Source organism: Pontibacter sp. FD36 (assembly GCF_015686655.1).
Lineage (GTDB): Bacteria > Bacteroidota > Bacteroidia > Cytophagales > Hymenobacteraceae > Pontibacter.
Genome location: NZ_JADPMP010000001.1, coordinates 40602 through 66118, shown reverse-complemented (window position 1 = coordinate 66118; position 25517 = coordinate 40602). Strand labels below are relative to the sequence as shown.

At 51.2% G+C, this 25517-nt stretch carries 21 protein-coding genes; 13 read left to right on the top strand and 8 right to left on the bottom strand.

The window, feature by feature from the left end:
* Window positions 1-725 precede the first annotated feature (725 nt).
* The gene (locus tag I0P70_RS00300; RefSeq protein WP_196114258.1) at window positions 726-1319 is read left to right on the top strand and encodes a YceI family protein; all 594 of its coding nucleotides are present in this window, start codon (window positions 726-728) and stop codon (window positions 1317-1319) included.
* Here the strand turns inward: I0P70_RS00300 and I0P70_RS00295 are convergent.
* Window positions 1312-2061, bottom strand: coding sequence for a biotin--[acetyl-CoA-carboxylase] ligase (locus I0P70_RS00295; protein WP_196114257.1), 750 nt, complete (start codon window positions 2059-2061; stop codon window positions 1312-1314). The genes I0P70_RS00300 and I0P70_RS00295 overlap by 8 nt on opposite strands.
* A gap of 49 nt (window positions 2062-2110) precedes the next feature.
* Here I0P70_RS00295 and rsfS point away from each other — a divergent pair, with 49 nt between their 5' ends.
* From rsfS to I0P70_RS00270, 5 genes are all read left to right on the top strand, one after another.
* Window positions 2111-2485, top strand: a complete 375-nt coding sequence (gene rsfS, locus I0P70_RS00290) for a ribosome silencing factor (RefSeq protein WP_076420729.1) — start codon at window positions 2111-2113, stop codon at window positions 2483-2485.
* Between the two features lie 71 nt (window positions 2486-2556).
* Entirely contained in the window at window positions 2557-4692 is a 2136-nt protein-coding gene (gene ftsH, locus I0P70_RS00285; RefSeq protein ID WP_196114256.1) for an ATP-dependent zinc metalloprotease FtsH, read from the top strand.
* A complete protein-coding gene (locus I0P70_RS00280; RefSeq protein WP_230391905.1) occupies window positions 4646-5353 on the top strand; it encodes an LUD domain-containing protein in 708 nt (235 codons plus the stop codon). Before ftsH ends, I0P70_RS00280 begins: the two co-directional genes overlap by 47 nt.
* Window positions 5337-6107, top strand: a complete 771-nt coding sequence (locus tag I0P70_RS00275) for a UDP-2,3-diacylglucosamine diphosphatase (protein WP_196114255.1) — start codon at window positions 5337-5339, stop codon at window positions 6105-6107. Before I0P70_RS00280 ends, I0P70_RS00275 begins: the two co-directional genes overlap by 17 nt.
* The gene (locus I0P70_RS00270) at window positions 6097-6936 is read left to right on the top strand and encodes a hypothetical protein (protein ID WP_196114254.1); all 840 of its coding nucleotides are present in this window, start codon (window positions 6097-6099) and stop codon (window positions 6934-6936) included. Before I0P70_RS00275 ends, I0P70_RS00270 begins: the two co-directional genes overlap by 11 nt.
* On the opposite strand, the gene I0P70_RS00265 is transcribed toward I0P70_RS00270, so the two are convergent.
* Together I0P70_RS00265 and I0P70_RS00260 are read right to left on the bottom strand one after the other, a co-directional pair.
* Entirely contained in the window at window positions 6933-7262 is a 330-nt protein-coding gene (locus I0P70_RS00265) for a multidrug efflux SMR transporter (RefSeq protein WP_196114253.1), read from the bottom strand. The genes I0P70_RS00270 and I0P70_RS00265 overlap by 4 nt on opposite strands.
* 87 nt (window positions 7263-7349) lie before the next feature.
* Window positions 7350-8225: a GNAT family N-acetyltransferase gene (locus I0P70_RS00260; RefSeq protein ID WP_230391904.1), complete on the bottom strand. Its 876-nt coding sequence runs from the start codon at window positions 8223-8225 to the stop codon at window positions 7350-7352.
* Between the two features lie 163 nt (window positions 8226-8388).
* Here I0P70_RS00260 and I0P70_RS00255 point away from each other — a divergent pair, with 163 nt between their 5' ends.
* Window positions 8389-9552 carry a zinc-dependent alcohol dehydrogenase gene (locus I0P70_RS00255; RefSeq protein WP_076420735.1) on the top strand — a complete coding sequence of 388 codons (1164 nt, stop codon included), beginning with the start codon at window positions 8389-8391 and terminating at the stop codon, window positions 9550-9552.
* Window positions 9553-9617: 65 nt separating this feature from the next.
* On the opposite strand, the gene I0P70_RS00250 is transcribed toward I0P70_RS00255, so the two are convergent.
* On the bottom strand, window positions 9618-11033 hold the full coding sequence (locus I0P70_RS00250; protein WP_196114252.1) for a lipopolysaccharide biosynthesis protein: 1416 nt from the start codon (window positions 11031-11033) through the stop codon (window positions 9618-9620).
* A 358-nt stretch (window positions 11034-11391) separates the two neighbouring features.
* On the opposite strand from I0P70_RS00250, the gene ricT reads away from it, so the two are divergent.
* The 3 genes from ricT to I0P70_RS00235 all read left to right on the top strand — a co-directional run bounded on the left by ricT (window position 11392) and on the right by I0P70_RS00235 (window position 14670).
* The gene (gene ricT, locus I0P70_RS00245) at window positions 11392-12903 is read left to right on the top strand and encodes a regulatory iron-sulfur-containing complex subunit RicT (protein WP_230391903.1); all 1512 of its coding nucleotides are present in this window, start codon (window positions 11392-11394) and stop codon (window positions 12901-12903) included.
* Window position 12904: 1 nt separating this feature from the next.
* Entirely contained in the window at window positions 12905-13372 is a 468-nt protein-coding gene (locus I0P70_RS00240) for a gliding motility lipoprotein GldH (RefSeq protein WP_230391902.1), read from the top strand.
* Window positions 13373-13569: 197 nt separating this feature from the next.
* The gene (locus I0P70_RS00235; RefSeq protein ID WP_196114249.1) at window positions 13570-14670 is read left to right on the top strand and encodes an endonuclease/exonuclease/phosphatase family protein; all 1101 of its coding nucleotides are present in this window, start codon (window positions 13570-13572) and stop codon (window positions 14668-14670) included.
* 72 nt (window positions 14671-14742) lie between these two features.
* Here the strand turns inward: I0P70_RS00235 and I0P70_RS00230 are convergent, their stop codons facing one another.
* The gene (locus I0P70_RS00230) at window positions 14743-14934 is read right to left on the bottom strand and encodes a cold-shock protein (RefSeq protein ID WP_007654403.1); all 192 of its coding nucleotides are present in this window, start codon (window positions 14932-14934) and stop codon (window positions 14743-14745) included.
* 386 nt (window positions 14935-15320) lie between these two features.
* On the opposite strand from I0P70_RS00230, the gene I0P70_RS00225 reads away from it, so the two are divergent.
* Entirely contained in the window at window positions 15321-17444 is a 2124-nt protein-coding gene (locus tag I0P70_RS00225; RefSeq protein WP_230391901.1) for a hypothetical protein, read from the top strand.
* Between the two features lie 114 nt (window positions 17445-17558).
* Here I0P70_RS00225 and I0P70_RS00220 read toward each other — a convergent pair whose 3' ends face one another.
* From I0P70_RS00220 to I0P70_RS00210, 3 genes are all read right to left on the bottom strand, one after another.
* On the bottom strand, window positions 17559-18425 hold the full coding sequence (locus tag I0P70_RS00220; RefSeq protein WP_230391900.1) for an SDR family oxidoreductase: 867 nt from the start codon (window positions 18423-18425) through the stop codon (window positions 17559-17561).
* Between the two features lie 117 nt (window positions 18426-18542).
* Window positions 18543-19400 (bottom strand): hypothetical protein, encoded by an 858-nt coding sequence (locus I0P70_RS00215; RefSeq protein WP_196114248.1) that lies wholly within the window; start codon window positions 19398-19400, stop codon window positions 18543-18545.
* A gap of 109 nt (window positions 19401-19509) precedes the next feature.
* Window positions 19510-23475, bottom strand: a complete 3966-nt coding sequence (locus I0P70_RS00210; RefSeq protein WP_196114247.1) for an AAA domain-containing protein — start codon at window positions 23473-23475, stop codon at window positions 19510-19512.
* Between the two features lie 417 nt (window positions 23476-23892).
* Here I0P70_RS00210 and I0P70_RS00205 point away from each other — a divergent pair, with 417 nt between their 5' ends.
* Both I0P70_RS00205 and I0P70_RS00200 read left to right on the top strand, forming a co-directional pair.
* Window positions 23893-24984 (top strand): S9 family peptidase, encoded by a 1092-nt coding sequence (locus tag I0P70_RS00205; protein WP_196114246.1) that lies wholly within the window; start codon window positions 23893-23895, stop codon window positions 24982-24984.
* 24 nt (window positions 24985-25008) lie between these two features.
* Window positions 25009-25491: an NUDIX hydrolase gene (locus tag I0P70_RS00200; protein WP_230391899.1), complete on the top strand. Its 483-nt coding sequence runs from the start codon at window positions 25009-25011 to the stop codon at window positions 25489-25491.
* Window positions 25492-25517 lie beyond the last annotated feature (26 nt).

The window sequence follows — 25517 nt, the reverse complement described above, 5'->3', positions numbered from 1 at the left end:
AAAATATAGTAAATAGAAAAAATCTAATTAAAAATACAGCATACTATAGAAAAAGCTATACCTCCGTTTTTTTCTGTTTTGGCTCTGCACATTCAATATCAAGAACCATGCCTTACCATACTCTTTGCACAACCATGACTCTACATCAGGGCTAAGGGTTGCATCACATCCTGCCAATTAGCTTCCAAGTGCCTTATGTTATGATAACCTGAATTGAACAATAAACATCTTCCTGCTCCATTACAAACCCCGATGACGATATTACAATTATACTATATTAATCAACCACCTTCAATAAGGCATCACTTGATAAGTGACGTCTAAAAACCAACCCTACAAACCCAAATTGAATTTATAACGATAAAAGGAAATCGATTGAACAATATGGATATAGCTATAAAATGTGCAACTCAGCAACCACCACCCCGTTACATTAAAAACAAACAATATTTTGGACTAATCCCCATACCCAGTATGGTATTAACTAGCCCTATATTTTTAACAAAAATAGTTTGTGAAGACGCTACGTGCGCCTTGGATCTGGTTGAACGACTACACCTAATGGCACTGATTTAAAAAATAAAGTCGGTGAGATATATGGAAGATTGAACAGAAAAAACATTAAGAAATGGACCACTATTTTTAGTGAATGAGCTCAACCATCTCTGCTCAGATTAGTTAAATAAATATAAGGAAAGCTTAACCGAAGAGAGGACAAGACATGTATGAAAAAGCTACTCCTATTTGTATGCATCCTGTATGGGATGATCCCACAGACACAAGCCCAGACAGGGACCTATAAAGGCATCGGCACTATCGTGTTTGAGGCTGGTGCACCACTTAGCCTGATCAAGGGCACATCTGAGTCCGCCAATGGCCTGATTGATCTTGAGACAGGCAAATTCAGATTTGACGTTCCCATCACCTCTTTCAGGTTTCTCAACTCCCTCATGCAGGAGCGCTTCAATGACAAGTACATGCAGAGCAGTCGCTACCAGAAGGCTACATTTGTAGGAAGAATTATAGACAAAGGCCCCATTTCAGCCAAGGGGGAAGCGAAAGTAACTGCTACAGGCACTCTGACCATCCATGGTGTTGCAAAGAAAAGAACCATCACAGGCACACTCGTTCAGAGCGGAAACACTTGGCAACTGCTGACCGACTTCCCGGTCAAACTAGCTGACCATCACATACAAGCGCCAAAACTAAGTTCAGGCTATGGCGCCAGCACCATGAACGTTTCGCTCAAGATGCCCCTCTCGCCCACTACTCCTGATCCGCAGCAGATCGCAGCCGCCAAAAAACTCAGCATCAAATAATGAAAGAGACTTCTTTGAAACCGAAGTAACGCAGTTCGCCTTCAATCTGCAAGGCCAGACGACCATCTTCATCCACACCCATGATCCTCCCCTGCACCTGCTCAGCTCCAACCACATAGCCATGCTCTTCCTGGTAGCGGTACAAAGCCTGCAAGTACTCATACTTCAACTTGTCTGTTCTGCCACTACGAAGCTCCAGGTATCGTTTTTCGAGCAGCTCGAGCAGCCTGTTCACCAATCTTTTCACATCAAGTTGCGTACCTACCTCGGCTGCCAGCGAAGTGGCCGTGCCGATTCCGAAATGAAGCTGATTTACGTTTAAACCAATCCCGACAATACTGTGTTGTATGGATTGACTAGTAACTGTATTTTCAATCAGAATCCCGCCAAGCTTCCTGTCCTCAAAATAAAGGTCGTTGGGCCACTTGACACGGGCATGCCCCAGTCCCTGTTCGCGCAACAGGTCAAGCACTGCCAGCGATACCGCCATATTGAGGTAAAACTGGTGCCTGACAGCCAGAAAAACAGGTGACAGAATTACAGAAAGTGTGATATTTTTACCGGGAGCTGCCTCCCAGGTATTGCCCCGCTGACCGCGACCATGCGTCTGCTCGTCAGTAAGCACCACACAACCCTCTGTGGCTTCATTTTTGAGGAGTAGCTGCTGGGCCTCTGAGTTGGTGGATTTACAAACCGGCAGAAAAAACAGCTGCTGGCCCATAAACAGCGTATTAGGCAACATAGATTAAACAGAATTTAGTACTTTTGTAAATCAAATTTAAGTAGTACAAATGAAAGAAACCAAGGCTGAGGCCAATTCAGACATATTGGCAGAGCTTGTAGTAAAAGGCATGCAGGAAAAGAAAGCGAGCGATATCGTCGTTCTTAACCTGAAGTCACTCAAAAATGCCGTATCTGATTACTTTGTAATCGCATCTGCTTCATCAGACACACAGCTGGACGCTATTGCATCGTCTATCGAAGAAGAAATATACAAAGCAACACGCCAGAACCCGTGGCAAAGTGAGGGACGCACCAACAAAGAGTGGGTCCTGCTTGATTACGTGGACGTGGTAGTGCATGTATTTCTGAAAGACAAACGTGAGTTTTACGCTTTAGAAGAGCTGTGGGGCGACGCAGGCATCCGCCGTATTGAAGATGCCTAAGCTTAGCAGGGGCTCCCTAAAACAAAACCGGGCAGCTCTCTGTATTTCATGTATCCTGAAACAACATATTCATGGCTGAAAAGAATAATAAAGGAAATAACAATAAGAAGAAGAAGCCGATGATACCTCCAACCCCTCCACGGCCTACAATGCAGCTGTGGATGCTGGCGGTACTAATCCTGCTTATTTTCGGACTCACCTGGCTCAACAAGAGCAACGCCTCTGTAGAAACCACCCAGCAGAACTTTGAGGAGATGCTGCTGAGCAACGATGTGAATAAACTGACCATCGTGAACGGCAAAGTCGTAGAGGTATACCTGAAGGAAGATGCCCTGCAGAACGAAAAGTACAGCCGTGAGCTGTCCAGTCGTGGCACTTTGGGCAGCATGGACCAGGGTCCGCATTACCACTTCACTATCATCACAGCAGAGTCTTTCAAGGAAGATTACGAAAAGCTGCAGGCTAACATCCCGCGCGAGAACCGTGTGCCTTATACCATTGAGACACGTACCGGCTTTGCCGACTTCTTCTTCCAATGGGGCTTCCTGATCCTGTTGCTGTTCGGTTTCTGGTTCCTGATGCGCCGTGTAACAGCGGGTGGCGCAGGTGGTCAGATCTTCAACATCGGCAAGTCCAAAGCCGCGCTGTTTGACGCTGAAAACAAGGTAAAGATCACGTTTAAGGACGTGGCAGGCCTGGAAGAGGCGAAAGAAGAGATTCAAGAGATCGTGGAGTTCCTTAAGAATCCAAGCAAATTCACGATCCTGGGTGGTAAGATCCCGAAAGGTGCCCTATTGGTAGGCCCTCCTGGTACAGGTAAAACATTGCTTGCGAAGGCGGTGGCTGGTGAAGCCGACGTGCCGTTCTTCTCGCTGTCAGGTTCTGACTTTGTGGAAATGTTCGTAGGTGTGGGTGCAGCCCGTGTGCGTGACCTGTTCAAGCAGGCCAAAGCCAAAGCACCATGTATCATCTTCATTGACGAGATTGACGCCATTGGCCGTCACCGTAGCCGTGGCGCTACACCAGGTGGCAACGACGAACGTGAGAATACGCTGAACTCCCTGCTGGTTGAGATGGATGGTTTTGCGACTGACTCAGGTGTAATTATCCTGGCAGCGACCAACCGCCCAGACACTCTGGACTCGGCCCTGCTTCGTCCGGGACGTTTTGACCGTCAGATCAGCATTGACAAGCCGGATATCAACGGCCGTACCGAGATCTTTGATGTACACTTGAAGCCGCTTACCCTGTCTGCTGATGTAGATGCCCGTAAGCTGGCAGCCCAGACACCTGGTTTTGCCGGTGCCGAAATTGCCAACGTGTGTAACGAGGCTGCTTTGATTGCCGCCCGTCGCAACAAAAAAGCAGTTGACCAGGCAGACTTCAACGATGCCATCGACCGCGTGATCGGTGGTTTGGAGAAGAAGAACAAAATCATCTCTCCTGAAGAGAAGAAGATTGTTGCTTACCACGAAGCCGGTCACGCAATTGCAGGCTGGTTCCTGGAGCACGCCGATCCGTTGGTGAAAGTGAGTATTGTTCCACGTGGTGTAGCCGCATTGGGATATGCACAGTACTTGCCAAAAGAGCAGTTCCTGTATACCACTGAACAGTTGATCGACGAGATGTGCATGGCCCTGGGTGGACGTGCCGCTGAAGAGCTGGTATTTGGCAAGATCTCGACAGGCGCCCTGAGTGACCTGGAGCGTATCACCAAGATGGCCTACAGCATCGTGACGATGTATGGCATGAACTCGAAGATAGGCAACGTGTCGTTCTACGATTCGAAGCAGACAGATATGGCTTTCAACAAACCATACTCTGAGGCAACTGCCGAAACAATTGACAACGAAGTGCGCAACATCATCGAGTCAGCTTATATCCGCACCAAGCAACTGCTGACGGATAAGGCAAGAGAACTGGAAATAGTAGCACAGGAGCTATTGCAGAAAGAGATCCTGTTCCAGAGCGACTTGGAACGTTTGGTTGGTAAGCGTCCTTTTGATGCGCTGACTACCTACCAGGCACACACTGCCGGTACGGACCGCAGCAAAACGAAGAGCGAAGTGAACCAGGAGCAGCATCCGATCGAAGTAGGACAGACAGAGCACCCTGAACAGAACGGACAGGGAAGTGTGCCTGGAACCCCGATCCAAAACGATGCTTCTGCTGATCCGAACGACAACATCAATTCCAGAACAGCTTGATAACACAGGCATGTACGAAGCAAAATCGAAAGAAATTGTATTGAGAAGAGTAAGAGAGGCGCTGGCTAAGTCGGCGCCTTTTCTGCCTCCTACCCCAGACTTCAGCTCACCGCTGCACCAGCCACTGGCAGAAGACCATTCAATTGCCTTTGCGCAGGCTTTCATCGCTAATAGTGGCCTTTTTGTGTATTGCGAAGACGAGGAGGACTTCTTCGATCAGCTTTTCAATTTGAAAAGAGAACAGCAGATTGAGTACCTGCACGTATGGGAGCCTAATCTACAGAACATCCTTTACCAGGCAGGTATAGATTTTACTTCTTCCGAAGAGGATTTTATACAAAAAGCCCAGGCCAGCCTGACCACCTGCGAGGCATTGATTACTCGCACAGGCAGCATTCTGGTGAGTTCAGGTAATGCCGGTGGAAGACGCCTGAGCATATACCCTGAAACGCACATGGTCGTGGCTAAGGCCAGCCAACTGGTGCCTGACATCAAAGATGGTTTGCAGCGGGTGCGCGATAAGTATAAGGAAAACTTTCCCTCCATGGTATCGCTGGTAAGTGGCCCGAGCCGCACCGCCGATATCGAAAAAACATTGGTAATGGGCGCCCACGGCCCAAAACAGCTCGTACTTTTCCTGATAGATGACCTTCCGCATTGACGAACTGGCTCCCGGCCAGAAAGTATACTTCGCCTCTGATTTTCACCTGGGTGTGCCCAATGCCGAGCAGAGTCGTGCGCGTGAGAAAAAGATCGTACGCTGGCTCGATTCCGTCAAGCATGACGCGGCGGCTATCCTGTTGTTAGGCGATATATTCGACTTTTGGTTCGAGTATCGGCATGCCATACCGAAAGGCTTCATCAGGCTACAAGGCAAACTAGCCGAACTGACCGATGCAGGTATACCGGTGCTTTTTTTCACGGGGAACCATGACATGTGGATGTTCGACTACTTTCCGGAAGAGCTCAACATTCCCATCATCCGGGAGCCTATTTCAACTAATTTAGGTGGACATAAATTCTACATCGGGCATGGTGACGGTCTTGGGCCAGGCGATCATACTTACAAAGTGCTCAAGAAGGTGTTCAATAACAAAGCCTGTCAGTGGATGTTTGCCCGCCTGCACCCTAACGCAGGTATAGGCATCGCTAACATGTGGTCGCGTAGGAGCCGCATCAGCAATACCAAGGGTGATGAAAAGTTTTTTGGTGAAGAAGAATGGCTGGTGCAGTACTGCAAAGAAGTCGAAAATAAGCAGCATCACGATTTTTACGTGTTTGGGCATCGCCACCTGCCACTCGATATGCCCATCAACGGCGACAGCAGGTATGTGAACCTCGGAGAATGGGTCAATTTTTGCTCTTACGGCGTATATGACGGCAAGGACCTTAAACTGGAGTATTTTGAAAAATAGGCTATACCTGAGCGCAGCCTTATACCTGCTGCTGCTAGTCCTGGCTGTACCTGCCACAGCGCAGCAACCTGACTTGTCGGTTACGCTCAGCTTTAGCCATAGTTTTCCTATTTCCTCTCCTGCCACGGTGTCAATTGACCGGAACGGCAGCGTATACCTGATGGACACGGGTCGTAGCCTGTTTATGCTTGACTCAACCGGTAAGCCTTTCAATACTTTCTCACCTCCTAGCCGGGGCCGCATCACAGCCGTCGAAGCCTGGAATCCGATGAAGGTCTTTCTGTTTTATGAAGACAGACAGGAACTGATGCTGCTCGACCGCTTTATGCGTCCTATTGCCAACACCCGCCTGACAGACTTGGGCTATATGGGCAATGTGCAGGCAGCCACCCTCACCTCCGACGATAGCTTCTGGTTGTTCAATGAGTCAGACTTCACGCTCAGCAAACTGGACCTGCGCTACCAGAAGCCTATCATTGAAACTCCGCTTGATCTGATTCTGGACAAGGCACGTTTCGATGTGCGCTTTATCCGCGAGTACCAAAACATGGTATACCTGCTCGACTACAACGGCGGTGTGTATGTGTTCGATAACCTGGGCAATTACAAAAAGAAACTGCCTTTTACGGGTGTTTCCTACATCGCCTTCAAGGGGAACGAGTTATACTTCGTGAAAGACAACACCCTGCATTTCTTTGACCTCTACAAACTGCAGGAGCGTGTGCTCCCACTCCCAGCCGACAAAAACTATCTCTCTACCCTGATCAGCGACAATACGCTATACCTGTTCACCAAGGAGCAGGCCGACGTGTACCGCATGAGCCGTTAGTTGCTCTCGGCAAAGTATTTTAGCCCGACTACACCCGCCACGATCATCAACAGGCAAAGTATCCGCATCAGGTCTTTGGGCTCGTTCAGGAAAAACATCCCCAGAATGGCTGTGCCTGCCGCTCCTATACCTGTCCAGATGGCGTAAGCCGTACCGAGCGGCAGCGTCTTCATGGCCTGCGCCAACAGCACAAAGCTAAGGATCATGACGATGACCGTCACAACGCTCACCACAGGCTTTGTAAAACCCTCGCTATACTTTAGCCCGAAGGCCCATCCAATTTCGCAGATACCTGCCAGAATCAGGTAAAACCAAGCAGTACTCATATCGTTTTGTTTTGAAAGAGCTTTGAAACCCCTATCAGTGAAAAATCAGATGCAAATTAGCCAGATTAAAGGGGATAGCCATACTTATTACAGAGGCAGCAGCATCTCGTGCTGTGTAAGGAAGCGCTTGAGATGAATCCGCTCCAAAAAAGCAGTCAGGGAGGAGCAGGTTTTGTCTACGTATAGAAACAAAAGCGCTGGCGCAATAGTCCGCTTCACTGTTTCTCTCACAAGAGCCTTCGCTATTCCTTGATCGCGGCAGCCCTTTTGCACGGCCAGCTGGGCAATAGCACCTGTGCGGGGGAAGAAAGCCACATAACCTACCAGCAGTTCTTCTGAATAAGCTTCTATCACCAGTTTTTCATCAGGACTTCTGCGGAAAGCCTCCATGGTATTTTGCCAGCTCGGCCTGCTTTCATACAGTGCAGTATAGGCTCTCCATTTTGGCTTCGATGCCTGTTTTATCTCAACAGCAGGCATTGGTTCTTCGCTTGACAGCAACAGCTCACCTACAGGGCTTCGAAAACAGTCCAGAGCACGGGTTACATCAAAACCGATGGATTGGTATACCTTAAAAGCAGCCGCATTCCCGTCAATCACTTCCAGCAGGCACTGTTCTATGCCACTTTCGCGCAGCTTGGGCAATAGAAAGTCATACAGCTGTTTTGTTAACTGACGCCCCCGGTGCGCAGGTATAACGCCAGTGCCCGCATTATAGGCGGTTGGTTTGCCCTGCCACTCTCCCAGTCCCGTTAGTATAAAGCCCACCAGCTGCCCATCGTAAAAAGCCCCTACGCAGAAAGTTGCTTCTATACCTTCCCGCTTAAACTTCATGACAAACTCCTTGCGTGTTATTTTGATCGGCACAATATAATCGGCAAAGGCCGCCACAAACGTGTCGTACAGTACCGGAATATCCTGCTCACGCAGAAACGAGAAGGTATAGCGATCAGACATCTCCATTTTTTTGGCCCAAGATACAACTTGCAAGACTATACGGCACACGCATCAGATAGGTAGCAGACTCATACCTGAAAAAACCCACTGCAACAGCTAACCGTTAAACTTGAGTACTGTAAAGTACAAACGGCTACACAACACTTGTAACACATTTACTAAATAAACTATGAAAGCAGCAGTATTCCACAAAATGAAGGACATACAGGTAGAGACCATCGACGATCCGCGACTTGAAGATGCCCGCGACTGTATCCTTCGTGTAACATCCACAGCCATATGCGGCTCCGACCTACACATATACAACGGCATGGTGCCTCAGCTCCGCGATATGGTCATGGGGCATGAGTTTATGGGCATTGTAGAAGAAGTCGGAACAGGCGTAAAGAACCTCAAAAAAGGTGATCGCGTGGTAGTGCCATTTCCCATCTCATGCGGTACCTGCCACTTCTGCAACATGCAGCTGCCCACGCACTGCGAAAACTCCAATCCAGATCATTATGGCCCTGAAGGCGAAATTGTGATGGCCAAAGGCGCCGGTGCAGCTTTGTTTGGGTATACCGACATCTACGGCGGCTATAATGGCGGACAGGCAGAATACGTGCGCGTCCCTTATGCCGACTACGGACCACGCAAAGTGCCGGACAATCTCACAGATGAGCAGGTGCTTTTCCTGACTGATATATTTCCGACTGGCTGGGCTGCCATTGACTGGGCTCAGTTGAAAGGCGGTGAAACGGTAGCCGTATGGGGATGTGGCCCAGTTGGTATCATGGCCATGAAATCGGCCTGGCTGCAAGGCGCCAAGCGTGTGATTGGCATCGACATACAGCCATACCGCCTGGAAATGGCCCGCAAATCAGCTAATGTAGAAGTGATCAACGCTTCGGAAGTTGATGCGGTGCAGGTGATCCGTGAGATGACAGGTGGCTATGGTGCCGATGTGTGCGTCGATGCCGTAGGTATGGAAGCCGACCGTACCGTGCTGGAAAAAGCCATGAACGTAGTACAAATGGAGAAAGGCACCATGAAGGTGCTCGAAAACTGCATGGACTCTGTGCGACGTGCCGGTACTGTGACGGTAGTTGGTGTATACGGTTCGCCTTACAACAACTTCCCGCTCTACAAGTGGTTTGACAAAGGCCTCACTCTACGTGGCGGTCAGGCCTGGGTACACCGCTACATTGACAACCTTATTTCAATAGTACAGGATGGCAAAGTGAAGCTCGACGACATTATCACACATACCGTTCCGCTGGCAGAAGCCTCCCGCATGTACGACATCTTCAACAAAAAAGAAGACAACTGTGTGAAGGTGGTGTTGAAGCCGTAAAAGGGACTAATACAAAAGCAGGAACAGGAAGTTAGTGTCATGCTGACTTCCTGTTTTTTTATAGCTTATACCTGAGCCAGTTTCTTATACCTGTAAGCTGCCACTATACCTGTCACTGTCACTACAGCTGTTACAGCAACTTTTTCCAGCACTTCAACTTCACGGAGCTGATAGGCCAGCACCAGCAGCACAATGGTAGCCAGCAGCCACCAGACTGGGTAAAACTTCACTAAAGCCAGTTCCCGGTATGCTTTCAGGTAATACCCTGAGTAGCCCATGTACATCAGCGCTGCAAAGGTCGTATAAGCTGCCATCTGAAATCCGTAAAGTGGTACCAGGACCAGGTTGAGCAGAATATTGCCTATACCTGCCACAGTGGAAATGCGCCAGAGTTTAGCCGTTTTTTCGTGAAAAGTGAGCAGGTTAATCGCCGCCATATACATCGGCCGGAAGTTATACCCCATCAGGATCACAATCGCCAAGGGATAAGCTTGTTGTAGTTCTTCGTTGCGGATCAAAAAACCAAAGATTTCCTTCATCCAAAGGCTCCCGACAAATGTGGCTGCGAAAAAGATCAGCTGCAAGGTATAGGTCATGTGGCGGGCCTGCAATGCGGCTTCTATACTTTTCGTCTGAGCATAGAGCTTCATGTACAGGGGTGTCGCTGCCTGCACCACTGCAAAACTGGCCGACGAGAAATAAATGCCGAAATTTGAGGCTACGTTGTAAAGGCCAATCCGCCCGACAGGTACATGCAACACATCCAGCACCAGGCGGTCAGATGTATCGAGCATGAAAAAAGAAAAGCCATGGGGCACGGCCGGCAGTGACACCTTGAGACTGTGCCTGATCCGGTACCACTTAAAGTTGAAAATAGGCCAAAGCCCCTGCTTTGCTACAATGTAAACACTCACTACAAAACCGGCGGCAGATGACAGCAGGCTAGCATAGAACCAGCCCATGTAGCCCATTTTCAGGCCTGCAATAAAGTAAATGGTCAGGATGACGTTCACTCCTCCCATCAGAAAAGAGCGCAGTGCAATAGGCAACGGACGCTGCAAGTGAAGGCAATACATGCCCCCAAACAAATCGGTGACTACAAAAAAGAGCAGAGGTGCTCCTGTGAGCAGGGTGATAAGCAATCGGTTATCCTGCGCATCGGCAGGCACCGCCATGTAGATTATCCCCATACACAGCAGCCCGTACAGGAGTGACCAATATGTCAGAAAGCCATAAAGCTGTCGCCAGATCCATTGAAAACGAGTGGGGTGACGCGCAAAGCTATTGTCCATGACCACGGTAAATCCCAGTGACATCATCACCAGAAGAGCACTGTAGTAAGCTGTTATCACCCCTGCTACACCATAATCGGTAGGTGTCAGGTACTGCGTGATCAGTGGCAGGGCCAGCACGCCTGCCAATCGGGGCAGTTGGGCAGACAGACCGTAGATCGCAGCATGTGACAGGAGTTTGCGTAGCATTCCCTAAAAATAGGGTATAAAATGTACACAGCCGCTATGCGTATCCGCATTTTCAGAAATAGGCAACTCCAGATTAAAATTTCGCGGTAAAAGCACTAAATTGTGCTCTGCACTGTTTCAGTGCGCAGGTACAATTGCCGCTAATTGAGCATAAGCTCAAAAAATTAGTATATTTGTTAATTCAGACAACAAGAAAACAAGAAGCCTCACGGCTATATAGGAGATATAAATAGTGGGATGTAGTTCATGTTCTAGTGGCGGATGCGGCACCAGCGAAAAACCGGGTGGCTGCAAAAGCAACGGCGGTTGTAGCACTGGAGGCTGCAACCGTTTAAATGTGTTCGACTGGCTCAGCGATATGGAAATACCAACCGCGTTTGAGGAGTTCGACATCGTAGAAATAAGATTCAAGGGAGGACGCAAAGATTTCTTCCGCAACATAAACAGACTCGACCTGACAACCGGTGACCCGGTAGTAGTAGACGTACCCAACGGACATCACATCGGCACTGTGTCGCTGAAAGGTGAACTCGTGCGCCTGCAGATGCTCAAAAAGAAGGTAGATAATAACGAGGAGATCCGCACCATCTACCGCATCGCCAATGAACGTGATCTGGAAAAACTGCGCGAAGTGCAAGAGCAGGAAGCTGCCACCATGTACCGGTCTCGCGAGATCATCCAGCAGACGGGCCTCAAAATGAAGCTCTCGGATGTGGAGTACCAGGCCGACCGTTCCAAGGCGACGTTCTACTACTCTGCCGACGACCGCGTTGACTTCCGTGACCTGATCAAGAAGCTGGCTGAGGAATTTAAGGTACGCATCGAGATGCGCCAGATCAGTCTGCGTCACGAGGCCGGCCGCCTTGGAGGTATAGGCTCATGCGGACGCGAACTGTGCTGCTCTACGTGGCTCACCGATTTCAAGAGCGTGTCTACCACGGCGGCCCGTTACCAAAACCTTTCTCTTAATCCAAGTAAGCTTTCTGGACAGTGCGGGCGCCTGAAGTGCTGCCTCAACTACGAGCTGGAAACTTACATGGCGGCGCTTAAGGATATACCTACTGTGTCGCGTCCGTTGCAGACCAAGCAGGGAGACGCCATGCTGCAGAAAACCGATATCTTCAAAAAGATGATGTGGTTTGGCTACAGAGGCGACAACAACTGGTACCCGGTGCCGGTGGAGCGCGTGCAGGAAATCCTGAAGATGAACAGCCAGGGTGTAGTGCCTGAAATGCTGGTAGAGGAGCCTGTAAACGAGCCGAAGCAGAATGAGTTTGTGGCCCAGGTAGAAGGCAGCCTTGAGCGACTCGACGATAAGTTTAAGAATAAGAAAAAGAAGAAAAAGAAGAAAAAACCTGCCGCTGAAGGTGCAGAGGTCAAACAAGGCCAGCCACGTAATCAGGGTGACGCACGTGAGCCTAAAGAGCAGCGTGCCCCACGTGAGGACAGAGGACAGCGGGAAGGCAAAGGCCCTCGTGATGGCCGTGGCCGTGACAGAGGTCCACGTGAGGCCAAGGCGGCTGACCAGCAGGCTAAAGCTACTACAGCTCCTCAATCAGGAGTCACCGAAGCACAGCCATCTGAACAGGGACAGCGACCTAAAAAGCAGCGCCCGCCACGCAACCGTGGCAATCGCGAAGGACGTGAAAACAGGGAGGAAAGACAACCAAGAGGAGACCAGAAGCAGCCTCGTGAGCCCAGAGCCGCTCGGGAAGGTGGAGAGCCCAGACAACCGCGCGGCGAAGGCAGACCGGATGGCCAGCAGCCTCAGGGCGATGGCGCATCCCAGCAGCCCAGACGTCAGAAGTCACGCAGACCGAACCGTGGTCCAAAACCAAACCAACCAAAAACACCTTCGTCTGATGCGTAACATGATGCTAATGCTGTCAGTAGCATGCACCTTTCTACTGACAGCTTGTGACCCCTCGCGGGTATATGAGCAGAATATAGAACTGCCTGATAAAAACTGGACAGTGGACAATGCGCCGGTTTTTGAGTTTGCCATTGATGACACGACCAAAAGGTATAACGTGTACTTCAATGTGCGCTATTCACTGGCTTATGACTACTATAACCTATACCTGCAGCACCGCCTGACGGCTCCTGATAGCAGTGAGGTATCGGCAGCGCTGCATGAGCTGCATCTGATGGATGCCAAAACAGGCAAACCTGAAGGAAAAGGTTCGAGCGACATCTACGATATGCAGTCACTTGTGCTAAAGGAGGTTGCCTTCCCACAAGTAGGTACCTACCGCCTGCAGCTGACGCAATACATGCGTCGTGATCCGCTTCCTAATATTTTGGCAGTGGGCGTGCGTGTAGAAGAAGTTACCAATTAGAAACAGGTACAGTTACCGTAAAAGGGCCGAAGCTAATGTATAGCTTCGGCCCTTTTTCTTTTGCACCGGTTAGCTCCCTATACTTTATAGCGATTACTTTATACCCTGGCAAGAAACCGAAGGTACTTACAACAAAAAATTACAGTTGAAAGTATGCAGTATATCTTACTGTACCATCCCTATTAGCTTGCACTTATATGAAGCTCACCCTCCAAATAGCCGGATTCGTCCTGACGCTATTTTCTTTTCTGCCACTCATTAAGTCCCCATTGTGGTGGATCAGAGTGCTTGATTTTCCGCGCTTTCACGTGGCCATACTGCTGACAGGTGTGCTAGTGGCATACATCGCACTATATGGTGTGACAGGTAGCACCGGCGAGACTGCTATGCTCGTGCTGTGGGGTCTGGCTATTATCAACGAGATGCGCTTTGTCTATTACTTTACGCCTCTTGCTCCCAGAGAAGCATTGCGCACGGAAGTGCAACAGCCCGCCAACACTATTAGCCTGATGATTTCGAATGTGCGCATGACCAATAAAAAGTATGAGCAGTTCTTGCAGCTCGTACTGCGTACCGACCCTGACATTGTGCTGATCAACGAACCTAACCATGCCTGGCATGAACACCTTCAGCCTGAGTTAGACAAGCGGTTCCCTTATGCAATCAAAAAGCCGCTGGAGAATACCTACGGCATGCTGCTCTACAGCAAATTCAAGCTGCTGGATAGTGAGATCCGCTTTATGGTGGAAGACGACATCCCTTCTTTTTATACAGTCGTGGAGCTGCCGAGCGGTCTGAAGTTCGACTTGTACACAGTACATCCTCAGCCGCCGCGACTTATGCAGAACACCGAGACCCGGGAAGCAGAACTCCTGATTGCTGCCAAGGCTGTCAAGAATTCACCGCACCCTTCTATTGTAGCCGGTGATCTGAACGATGTGGCCTGGTCAAGCACCACCAAGCTGTTCAAGCAGATCAGCGGCATGCTGGACCCCAGGGTTGGCCGTGGCTTTTATAACACGTACAATGCTTACGTACCACTATTCCGCTACCCCCTGGACCATGTCTTTTATGATCCTTCGTTCCGGCTTGTACATATGGAGCGCCTGCCAAAGTTCGGCTCCGATCACTTCCCCATTCTGATCACGCTAAACTATGAACCGAAACATGAGGAGGAACAGCAGCCTCCCAAAGCAGATGCCGAAGACCATGAAGAGGCGAACGAATTGATACAGGAAGGCCTGGAAAAAGGTGAGGAGCGCAGCGAAGAAAAAGAAGCCGAAAATGGGGTAAAATAAAAAACCCGCTCAGTAAACTGAGCGGGTCAAAATAGATGAATGCCCTGCCTAAAGGGCTATATGATCTTTAACTTAGATACGCTCTACGTTAATTGCATTCAATCCTTTTTTGCCATCTTTCACTTCGAAAGAAACACGGTCATTCTCACGGATTTCGTGAACAAGACCAGTCTGGTGAACGAAGATGTCTTGGTTTGTATCGTCAGCAATGATGAATCCGAAGCCTTTCGATACGTTGTAGAATTTTACTTTACCTGTTTGCATGATAAATAATTGTTAATAATGGAAGCAAAGGTAAAAAATAAGTTCTTATAAATAACCAAATTCAGAAAAATATAATAAGCCAATCTGAATCAGAAACATAGCTGATCTTCCTGCTCCCTCATGCCCCATCGGCGCATGTGCATGCGGTGAGTCTTTTCGGGTGCTCTCTGCTATCATGCCTAATAACCCTCCCACACGAGGTTCGTATAGCTAAAACGTTCAGTTACACTAAGTAAAAAGGTATAATTACCATTTTTTTGCTTCCGACTGAACAAGGGATTTGCCACTTCCCTGACACCTGGTGTCGGGCTGTGGCAATGAGATGTACTAATGGGTTTTTACCATTCCAAATTAATCTATAACTATAAACTGAGGAGATCAGAACTATGAAAGAAAACGAAAAAAACCAATCGTCCAGCCAGTCTGGAAGCATGTCGAGTGGCATGTCATCGGGTAGCTCCAGCCAAAGCGGCTCCAATATGGGATCATCAAACCAGGGAAGTTCCGGCACAAGCGCATCATCCTCTTCAGGCTCTAATCCTACTTCCAAGAGCAGCAGCAGCAAGTCGTCTTCTTCTGAAAGCAAGACAGCATCGGGCACCAAAGCCAAGTCAGGCTCTAAAACTTCTGCCAAGTCTTCTGATTCTAAAACATCTAAATCTTCTACTTCTAAAAGCGGCAAGAGCAGCGACTCAGGTAGCAGCAGCTCAATGGGCAGTAGCTCATCTATGGGTAGCAGCGACCAAAACTATGGCAGTCTGAGTGGTTCGCAGCAAAGCAACCAGGGCTCAGGCAACATGGGTGGTCAGCAAGGCGGCATGGGCGGCTACGGTTCGCAGCAGGGAGGCCAGAACTCTAGCGACCAGCAGGGCTATGGCTCACAAGGTGGTTATGGCTATGGCTCGCAGCACAGCGGCGGCTATGGCGGCCAGAGTGGCTACGGTTATCAGGGTGACTACGGCTCATCACAGCAAGGCGGTGGCATGCAGCGCGGCTACGGCGACAGCAGCGGCTATGGTTCTATGAACCGTGGTGGCTCCGGCGGCGGTGGCATGAGCGGTGGCTACGGCTCTTCCTCTCAGTCTGACTGGGGTTCACAGGGTGGCTTCAACTATGGCAACCAGGGTGGCATGGAAGGCAATCGCGCCCGCTACCAGGACCAGGACTTTGGTGCATCAAGAGGAGGTATGCAAGGTGGCATGCAGGACAGAGAAGGTGATAACATCGGTGGCCAGAGCTACGGTGGTTCACAAGGCTCCTTCGGTATGCAGGGCAGCGGCTCTAACCAGGGTGGCTATGGCAGCTACGACAGCGGCCGAGGTGGATATGAGCAAGGCGGTGGCTATCGCAGCAGCAACCAGGGCAGCAGCTATGGTGGCTCATCTCAAGGTGGTTACGGCGGCTCATCTCAGAGCGGCTATGGTGGTAGCATGAGTGGCCAGGAAGGCTACGGCTCCAGCATGACTGGCTCCGGATCATCCAGAACAAATATGCACGGCGGCTATGGCAGCCAGGGCAGTTACCAACAAGGTTACGGTCAGGGTGACTATGGTCAGCGTGGCTCACAGGGCAACTATGGTTCGTCTCAGGGTAGCGGCATGCAACGCGGCTACGGCGACAGCAGCGGCTACAGTTCTTCATCTCAAGGAGATTACGGTTCTATGAGTAGCCGCGGTGGCTCTCAGGGAGGTTACGGCAGCTCACAAGGAGGTTACGGCTCTAGCGGCAGCATGGGCTCAGGCATGAGCGGCGGCTATGGCGGCTCGTCCAGAGGCGGTGGCTCTATGGGTGGCTCCCAGGGCGGCGGCTACGGTGATCGCGACCGACATGGTTCTATGGGCTATGGCTCTTCCAGAGGTATGAGCGAGTATGATAGAGATGACTATGGTTCGCAAAGAGGGTACGACTCCCAAAGCTCCATGCAGGGTGGTTATGGCTCACAAGGCGGCTACGGATCTCGTGGCGGCTCCTATAATGACGAGTATCGTTCATCTCAGGACCGCGGCAGAAGCGGCCGTTCTTATGATGACAACTCTGGTTCGCAGGGCGGTTACGGCGGCTCTTCCCGCTATGGTTCACAAGGTGCCGATTATGGCTCTATGAGCGGACGCGGCAGCTCACAAGGCGGCTATGGTTCTTCTTCGCAGGGCGGCTATGGTAGCTCACGAAGCGGCATGGGCTCAGGTATGAGCAGTGGCGGCTACGGCAGTTCGTCTGGCGGTGGTGGCTCTATGGGCGGCTCTTCCAGAGGCGGCGGCATGAGTGGCTATGGCCAGAGCGGTTACCGTGAAGGTGGTTATGGCCAGGGCGGACGCGGCGGCGATCAGAGCCGTTACGGTTCTATGGACAGCGGCACGTCTTACTACAGCGATAACCAAGGTTCATCTTCCCGCGAAAACTATCGCAGCGGCATGGGTGACCAGGATTACTCACAGCGCGGACGTTCCAGCTACGGCGACGACAGCGGCTTCGAAACAAGAAGAAGCGACCGCTACCGTGACCTGGACTAACCAGCAATAAGCTAAAGCAAGAGCGCCTTCCCTGAATCAGGGAAGGCGCTCTTTTTTTGTCGTTCTCCAACTTTACACATGCTGGATTATGCAGACCACTTTATACCTGATCCATCAAAAGCACTCCTGATAGTCCTGTGCGAACTGACGGAAGCTGTGAGGAGGCCGGCCTGTGATTTCCTGCACTGTGTTGCTTACCTTAGCTGATTTACCCGCCTTGTACGCTGCGTATAGCTCCAGCAAAGCATCGGTAATTGAGGCAGGTGTACGATGCGACTTAATGGCTTCGCGGGCTGCTTCTTCCGGCACATCCACAAAGTCTACCTTCTTACTTGTTGCCTCGCCCAGCAAGGTAGCCATTTCATGATGCGAAAGGGCCTCTGGTCCGGTGAGTTCATATACCTTTCCCATGTGTTCTTCTGACAGCAGCACTTCTACAACCACTGCCGCTATATCGCGGGTATCGATGTAGCTGACCTTTCCCTCCCCTACTGGCATGTAAAATTTGCCTTCACCTTTTATTGAATCAGCACTGTAGTTCACCAGGTTTTGCATAAAGCCAGCCGGCCGAAGGATAGTATAGGGGATGCCGCTCTCTTCAACATAAGTTTCCATCTCACGGTGCCAGCGGCCGAGCTGTATACCCGGCTCAGCTCCGGCTCCCAGTGCTGAAAGTTTTACGATATGCTTTACATCCTGCCGCTTGGCCTCTTCTACCAGGTTACGAGCCATCTCCAACTGGTCTTCAGAAAGTGGCGTGATGAGCACGAGCCCATCTACATGCGTGAAAGCTGCGTGCAGGGAGTTAGGGTCCCGGAAGTCGGTCTCCACAATCTCCACACCGGGCAATCGCTTTAGATTTTCGCCTTTTATAACGGAGTGCACGCCTGCCCGCACATTCACATCCTGCATGGCCAGTTGTTTTATAACTTCACGGCCTACTGTACCTGTAGCGCCAGTTACCAATATCGTTTGTCGCATAGTCTTATCTGTTAAGGGGTATGTTAGCTATACGTGCCAAGGCCTTCTGCCGTGTCATTGTACAGCTTTACTTATAAACTGATCATGTTAGTGATAGGTTGAAGGGGATGAAGAAAATCAGCGCTTCGGCTCAAAGCTGACCAGGTATAGCTTTCCATTTTCGTTGCTAATGAGCAACTCGCTAGGCGACAGGTATAGCATCGCCTCGGCCTGACCTGTGCGGGCCAGTGGCAGGCAGTAGCGCTTGCCCGCAAATTGTACCTGCTCATCTTCGGGCTCAAACAGGTATAGCCGCCCATACCCGAGCAAGGCAAAATCTTTTCCGTTCGGGGCGCTGTCAGCAGCAGTGATCGCAGAACTGACACGAAGTTTTTCCTGTGGCTCCAGGGTATAGGTGCCGCCTAAAGCGGGCAGGGTATAGCGATGGGTGATGCCTTTGCGGGCGCGGCTTTTGGTGAAAAGATGCAAACTGTCAGTACGATAAAAAAAGGCCTCCAGATCGAAGTGGCGCTGCCGTGTGGGTGGGGGAAACTCCTGCTGATCAGCAAAGCTGAAATTGATAGTGTCCTGCACGGTCATACCCTCCTGCTGCACCTTGAACACTCGCAGATCGCGGCGGGCATTGGCATTGTTGCCAAAGTCACCGATATACAAGTTCCCCTTTCGGTCCTCCGCCAGCTCCTCCCAGTCCCGGTTGGGCAGCGGCAATGGTACTGTTCGCAGCAGCTCCCCTTTCAGGTTAAACAAGTATAGCTCAGCCGGAGCACCACTGTCAGGGTGCGTCCAGAAGGTACTGTCCGATGCATGTGCAAGCCCTGAGCTCTCTTTCATGCGGCTATCTAAACGACCAATTCGCTGCACCTTCACCTTATAATCTTTCCGCAATCGCTCAAAGTCGCTGTTGCGCCTGTCCGCTCCGCAGCCGCACAAAGCAGTTTGCAGGTATACATACAGGGTGAAAAGTTTGATGAGCATTTATTTGGTGGGTGATTTTTAACTGTTAATTGATGATTTATCAGCTATTGAATGGTTTGATGCACGATTGGTGACAGGTCGCGGTCTGACGCTGTAGTTCGTCTATTCTCTAACTTTTCAACTTTCTACCTTCCAAACTTTCCAGACTCCTGAACTTATCCAGTAAGGCTTTGCGATTAGCCCAGAATTGGCGACTATACACGCGCTGGAAGGGCCAGTGCCTTTGCTGTAGTAGTTTGGGGATGTCGGCGTGGGCGTGGCGAACCGAGAGGTTGTTAAAATACAGGTCGTCATCGGTCAGTACCACGCTGCTATAGTTGCCGTCCTCCACGGTGGTCAGGTCAGCAAAAGGCATGGCGGCTTGCAAAGCAGGCACCAGTTGCGCCAGCTGCTCTTTTAGCATCGGTACCTGTGCCGGCATAGGTAGTACCTGTGGTTCGTACTTGAAGTAGCGACGGCTGACTTGCTGGGCATAATGCAGGTAATCGCGAAGCAGCTTAGGGCCGGCGTGCTGCGCGTTTTCTACCAGCAACTGCTCACTCCGGATACTGCTCACCACGATCACCATTTGCCGGGCACGGGTGATCGCCACATTCAGCCGGTTTTCGCCGCCAGCCTGGTTCAGGCTACCAAATTGCATTACCATACGGCCTTTGGCATCCGGCGCATACCCTACCGACAAGATCACGACCTCCTTCTCATCCCCCTGCATGTTCTCGATGTTCTTAACCGTCACGGTTAGTGGCAAGGCTATACCTTGCAACTGGGTCTTTTGCTCCAGCAGGTCCTGCACTAGCATCTGCTGATTGTAGTTGAAAGTGATCACACCTATATCCTGTGCACCGTTCTGTAGCAGCTGAAGTACCTGCTCTACCACTTTCTCCGCTTCTGGCAGGTTGCTGTTTTGCTGCCACAGGCCCTGTACTTTTACAAACTGGATAGCAGGCTGACGGGCATTCACATCCTGTAACTCAGGTATAAGTTCCAGGCGGTTGCGGTAGAAGTGGCGGTTAGAAAAATCGATCAGCTCGGGGAAGCGGCTGCGGTAGTGCTGTGTGAGCATGGTCTGCGGCAGGTATAGCCCACAAAGCTGCAAAAGCGACTCCGCCGTAAGCTCTTCCGGTTCTTCGTCACCATTGCCGCCCCAGCGTGAGCGGTACAGGTCTGATGGTCGCAACTGCTGCTCATCGCCGGCCACTACCACCTGCTGCCCACGCAGCATGGCCGGTATACCTGTCTCAGCAAAGCATTGGCTGGCCTCGTCAAAGATCACCAGGTCAAAGCAGCGCTCCAGCGGAAAAACAGCCGATACTGTTTCGGGCGATGCCAGCCAGCATGGTGCCAGGTTCAGGATCTCCTCACTGAACAGTTCGAACAGTTTGCGGATCGGATACAGGCTGCGTTTTTTGCTGACCTGGGCATGTAGGCGGCGATAGGTCACGGCATTACCCAGCCGGTTATACTCCATGTGCCGGTAGGTCTGCTCGCGTAGTCGCGACAATACGATTTCCTGACTCAGGTCCTGCTTTTGCTGCAGGAGGCTTTGCAGTTCTGTTTCTACACGGTCTAGCTCGCCACTGTCAGGCATGCGAAGTTCAGGCTTCTGGCTTTCGAGCTCGTGCAGCCAGGCCAGGTACAGACTGTTCAGGAACAGTACTTCTCCATCTTGTGCAGTGGCTATACCTTCGTGCAGCACCTGGTGGCATACCTCCCGTTGGGCTAAAGTCAGTGTACTATTCAGCTCGTCGTAAGCTACTATTTGATCGAAATACTGTTGCAGAGCGTCCAGCATCAGCTTGCTGTAACCTTCCTGTTCTGTCAGCTTCTCTATCTGTGTTTTAGGGAGCCACTGCTCCCACTGCCCGTAGCGCTGTTCAAACACCTGCAGTGCCTGTGCCAGGGCTTGCAAGTGCCCTGACAGGTTTGTCTCCAGCCACATCTTTTCGTGCAGCACACGCTCCCGATGCAGCTGCCTGAGCAACTGGTGCGCCTCCAGAGCCTGCTCCGCTACCTCCAGTTTTTGCAGCATCGGTGTCGGGTTGTCTTCCAGTCGCAGGGTATAGCCAATGCTCTTGTTGATGGCTTTGATCAGCTCCTGAGCCTGCTCCCGCAGTTCGATGCGCCGCTGCAGTTCGCCTACCCCCTTAGGGGTCAGGTCAAACTTGTATTTGCCTAATGCCTGCTGCAGCACTTTTTTATCCTGTGAGAAAAACCAGCCTATACCTTTCAGGAAATCTTTCTGCTGCGCCTCATAAGCTGAGATGGCCGATTTCACCAGCGTCAGCTGCTCGACCGGTATGGCTGCGTCCGGAGCGGGGCACACCAGGTATAGCCCTTTGAGCTGACGAACCAGTTTTTTCAATTCTGATGCTTTGGCCTGTTTGCGCAGCAGGGGTTGCAGCACTTCGGGCACACCTTCTTGCTCGAGCATGTGCTGCAGTTCGTCTAAGGTGTCGTAGGCGCTTCGGTAGCGCTCCAGGTTGCTCAGTTCAAAGTCAGAACCGCTGAGTTGGCTTATACCTTGCCGCAGGGCACGGTACTGCTCAGACAGTGCCTCGATGGTACGCTCCAGTTCCTGCCGCTGCGGCCAGCCAAAGCCCTGCATACTGTGGCGCTCTTTCCAGATGAAGCCAGGCTGCTCCAGCACAATGCCCTGCTGCAGGCAAGCCCGCAGACGAGGCAAAAAATCATGGATGGTATCAGCTGTAAACTGCCTGAACACCTCCGGAAGCTGCACATGAGGCTGCTGCAGGCTGCTGCGCAGGTATAGCTCCTTGGGTGACCAGCCGCAGCGGCTACTGTCGAACAGGGCTGTACGGAAAGCCTCCAGCTTTTGCAGGCATTGGTTGATGCCACGACTCACTTCCAGGAAAGTACGGTCGGTATAGATGCTGTTGAGGGCGTGGTTTTGCTTCTTGTATTCTTCCAGCTGGTCTATCTGCAGCAGCAGTTGCTGGTAGATGTTTTTGCGGTCGGCGTTGATATCGTGCACCAGTGCTGCAAACGGACCCAGACCGGCAGACGATAAACGTTGGTGCACCACATCGAGGGCGGCACGTTTCTGGCTCACCACCAGTACCCGTTTGCCCCGGGCCGTGAAGTCTGAGACGAGGTTACAAATCAGTTGCGACTTGCCCGTACCCGGAGGTCCCTGCACCACCAGCGAGCGCCCCAACTTCACTTGCTGCAAGGCGGCCTCCTGCGAGGCATCCATGGCAAAAGCGGTAAAGGTATGCTGCGCTTGTGTGGCTGACTGGCCTATACCTGCATCGGGTACCGCAAACAGGTCTTCCATCTCCTGCAGACCATCACGCTGCAGCAGTTCATCGTAGTCGCTTAGCAGATAAGAGGCAGCCTGCGGGTATAGCCCCAGCACAGCTTCCTGCTCCAGGTATAGCTGACCGGGTTTCAGATCAGCTTCATAGTCGGCCTTCCGGAAATCGTGGAATGGCTTGAGTTTATCAGTAAAAAAATCACGGCCTGCATGCACTGTCAGCTGGTTCTCTTTCAGTAGTTCGTATACCTGCGTGCGAAACTCCAGCGGGTGCGTGGGCAGTGTGCCCAGATCAAGCTCCAGTAAGGGCTCGGCCAACGGGGTACCCATGTAATGCGCGTATGCCAGCACAAAACTTTGGTTGAACTGTGCCGGCTGCGACGGATCAGGTATAAGCTCCCATTCCTGCTTGCCATTGATCTGCAACCGTACCGGAAAAAACAGCAGCGGGCAGCGCACGGTGGTACCATCGGCAAACTTGCCATGCACAAAAGGCCAGCCAAGGTATAGCTCCCGGCTTCCACGCTCTTCTTCGATCATGTCAGCCTTGCGGCGAATGTAGCGCAAGCGTTGGCTCACTGGCGTCACAGGAGCGTAGCGACTGTCAGCAAAGGGGGCCAGCACGGCATTTTTGCCACTGAGTACCTTCTCCAGCACATGGAAAGCGGGTTTGTTGTTGATGAAATCCAGCTCGCTAACATCGAGATGCAGCTCACGCGAAAGCCGCAACAGCAGCAGGGCTCTGTTGCCGGCGCTCAGGTTGAGCAGGCGATGGCGATAGCATTTGAGGATGGATTTCATAAAGTGTATTGCTCCGAAAACGGATGGAATTGCAGAATAGTCTGTAGCTATACGGCAACTTGGCAGCATTACGGCAAGTTAGCATGAATTTAGTGGACTTGGAAGCGATAAGATCGTCATCACTCCGGCAGCGCGTATGCTGTATACAGGAGTGTTTTTTATTTTCTGGCCTTCCTGTTGCCACACAAAGCGACAGACTATCACTTGGATCATAGCCTAGGCATCTCCTAACCTGTAAACTGCATAAACCCGCCGCCGCTTAACCTATAGTGCATATTTAACCGTATGGAATAAAAATTCCGGTTAAGCTATTTTGCGCTTCTGTGATCTGCTTTCCTTATAACATTTTCACCTGAACAGCAGTTGTAGTATCACGCACAAGCTGTAGCTTGCATCCGATTTGCACCAATATTTACTATGAGAAAACCCATAAATCTGCTCCTGTTGCTCGGGCTGGTCCTCACGCTGCTGTCTGCCTGCCGCAAAGAGCGGATGGAGAAAGAAGTAGCTCGTATGGACGAGTACACTACCTCCAAAAAATACCCTTCCAAGTTTGCGGACGAGAGTATCCAAAAGTGGAAAGAGCAGGTGCCTGAAATAAAGGAAATCAAGATCAAGTCCACGCTCGACGGGAACGAGCAGCCGGCGCTGTTCTATACCTCCGAAACAACTGGCCCTCGCCCCTTGTTGGTGATGCTGCACAGCTGGAGCAGCGAGTATCTGCAGGAAGTGAGCATTCCCTTCGCGCTTTGGTCCAAGGAGTATGACTGGGCCTTTATACACCCTAACTACCGTGGCAAGTTCAACAAACCGGAAGCCATGGCTTCTGACCTGGCCATTCAGGACCTGGTAGACGCAGTGAATTACGCCAAAGCAAACGCTGAAATAGATGAGTCGCGCATTTACATCCTGGGTTCATCGGGCGGCGCTATGACTGCTTTGGTGGCAGCCGGACGACACCCCGAAATCTGGGCAGGTGTAGTGGCCTGGGTGCCCGTGTTCGACCTGGTTGACTGGTATGCTTTCAGCCAGAATTACCCGCACCGCGACTACAACCGGCACGTGGTGACAGCTTGTGGCGGAGAGCCTATACCTGGCACGCCCGCCGCCGAAGAATGCAAGCGCCGCAGCCCGAGCACTTACATCCACAATGCCAAAGAGGTGCCGATCTTCCTGGCACATGGCACAGTCGATGTTCTCGTACCACCTGACCATTCCATCAGGGCCTTTAACATACTGGCCAATCCTGCCGATACCATCTCCCAAAAGGAAATTGACTATATCCTGGAAGAGCAGGCCCTGCCCGAAGGGATGGAAGGGGCTACCACCCGCGACAAATATTTCGGAGCGAAAGACCCCAAAATTGTGTTTGTGCGGGAGTCAGCTAATGTCAGGCTAACCCTGTTTGAGGGTGTGCACGACATGGCCTATAACCCCGGTCTGCTTTGGCTGAATGAACAGCAGAAGAAGATGCCAGCCCCTCCGGCCGAGCCTGTGGCTGGTCAGTGATCATTATGTGGATAGATCGAGCCAATGTCTGACGCTTCAAAAAAAGAAGAACAAGCTAAACCTGGCCTGCCTACGCTAGAGCAGGTGTCATCTGGAGGAGTCGTGTTTCAGCACGGACTGTCAGGTATAGAAGTGGCCCTGATCTCGGTTGGCAAGCCCGCCCGCTGGCAATTACCTAAAGGCATCGTGGACCCCGGCGAGACACCTGAAACGACTGCCGTACGTGAAGTGCAGGAAGAAACAGGCGTAACAGCCACGCTGGTTGAGAAGATCGATACGATTGAGTACTGGTATGTGGGAAACAAGGCCGGACAGCGAGTTCGATTTCACAAGTTTGTGCATTTCTTTCTGCTGGCTTACAAGACAGGCGATATCGGACAGCACGACTGGGAAGTGAACGAAGCCCGTTGGGTAGACTTGCAAGCGGCCAAAGAACTGCTGTCTTTCAAAAGCGAACGGCAGGCGCTGGAAAAGGCGGAGCAACTGATCCATAAAACAGAGAAATAGATTTCGCTTCTGGCCAGTCACCTACC